This window comes from Variovorax glucosi, assembly GCF_051216695.1.
In the GTDB taxonomy this organism is placed as follows: Bacteria; Pseudomonadota; Gammaproteobacteria; order Burkholderiales; family Burkholderiaceae_C; genus Variovorax.
Genome location: NZ_JBPJZE010000048.1, coordinates 1 through 1,651 on the forward strand (window position 1 = coordinate 1; position 1,651 = coordinate 1,651).

Below are 1,651 nucleotides of genomic sequence, written 5' to 3' on the forward strand. Positions count from 1 at the left end.
AGAAAGTGATTGCCACGCGCGGCACCACCAACGACCAGGAACTGACCAAGGTGCTGCCGGCCGGCGCGCAGGTGATTCGCTTCGACGACGACGCCACCTCCATCACCGCCGTGGTGAGCGGCCAGGCCGACATCTTCGCGACCGCACCGCCGCTCTTGAAGACCATCAACGAGAAGAACCCGGCCAAGCAGATGGAGCCGAAGTTCACGATGAAGGTCAACTTCCTGGCCATCGGCATGCGCAAGAACGAGCCGCGCCTGAAGGCCAAACTCGACGAGTTCGTGAAGGCGCAGCTCAAGAGCGGTGAGCTCAACACCATCTACAAGAAGTTCCACGGCGCCGACCTGCCCGCGGACGTGACGCGCAACGCAGGCTGAGCACGATGGCGAAGATCGACCAGGTCGAAATCGCGCAGATCGACATTGCGCCCAAGGTCAAGCGTACCGACGCCATCCAGTCATTCGTGACGCAGGAGACCGTGATGGTCACCGTGCGCTGCGACGACGGCTCGGCGGGCACGGGCTACACGTACACCATCGGCACGGGCGGCTCGTCCATCGTGGCGCTGCTGAACGACCACCTCGCGCCGCGCCTGATCGGGCGCGACCCGCAGCAGTACGAAGCCATCTGGCGCGACCTGTTCTTCCACACGCACGCGACCGCCGTGGGCGCCATCACCAGCCTGGCGCTGGCCGCCATCGACACCGCGCTGTGGGACCGCAACGCGCGCGCTGTAGGGCTGCCGCTGTGGCGGCTGGCCGGTGGCGCGCAGTCGCGCGTGCCGGTCTACACCACGGAGGGCGGCTGGCTGCACATCGAGCCCGCACAGCTGGTGGAGCAGACGCTCGCTGCGAAGGCCGACGGCTTTCTCGGCGCGAAGATCAAGGTCGGTAAGCCACATGTGGCACAAGACATCGCGCGCCTCTCGGCGGTGCGCGAAGCGGTGGGTGCGGACTTCGAGCTGATGGTCGATGCCAACCAGAGCTTCACCGCGGCCGAGGCCATTCGTCGCGCGCACCAGTACGCGCCGCTCGACCTCGCATGGTTCGAGGAGCCGATGCCGGCCGAGCACGTGCGCGCGCATGCGCAGCTGCTGGCGAGCACCAGCGTGCCGATCGCGGTGGGCGAGTCGATGTACCACCCGTCGCAGTTCGCGGAATACATCCAGCAGGGCGCCTGCTCCATCGTGCAGGCCGACGTGGCGCGCGTGGGCGGCATCACGCCGTGGCTGAAGATCGCGCACCTCGCGGAAGCGCACAACATCGCGATGTGCCCGCACTTCCTGATGGAGCTGCACGTGAGCCTGTGCGCTGCGGTGCCGAATGCGCGCTGGGTGGAATACATCCCGCAGCTCGACGACCTGACGACGAGCCGGCTGCGCATCGAAGGCGGCCACGCGGTGGCGCCGGAGACGCCGGGGCTGGGCATCGAGTGGGATGCCGACCAGCTGAAGGCGCGGCGCAAGTTCACGCCGATCGTGGTGCGCGGCTGAGCCAGCCGGTCAGTCTGCTTCGAGCAGGTTGCGCAGCGCCTGCAGGTCGCGGGCGATCCACTGCGCATCGCGCTCGAAGGCCGCATCGTCCATGTGCGGCTGGCGCAGCAGCGTGAACTGCAGCTCGCAGGCGTCCGGCGCAACGCCGATCACGCGGAA

General features: G+C 67.7%; 2 protein-coding genes. Both read left to right on the forward strand.

The window, feature by feature from the left end:
* The coding region (locus tag ACSFA3_RS22700; RefSeq protein WP_475544576.1) for a type 2 periplasmic-binding domain-containing protein at positions 1-377 on the forward strand (377 nt) is incomplete at its 5' end.
* A 5-nt stretch (positions 378-382) separates the two neighbouring features.
* The gene (locus ACSFA3_RS22705) at positions 383-1,492 is read left to right on the forward strand and encodes a mandelate racemase/muconate lactonizing enzyme family protein (protein ID WP_435469400.1); all 1,110 of its coding nucleotides are present in this window, start codon (positions 383-385) and stop codon (positions 1,490-1,492) included.
* Positions 1,493-1,651: the final 159 nt, after the last annotated feature.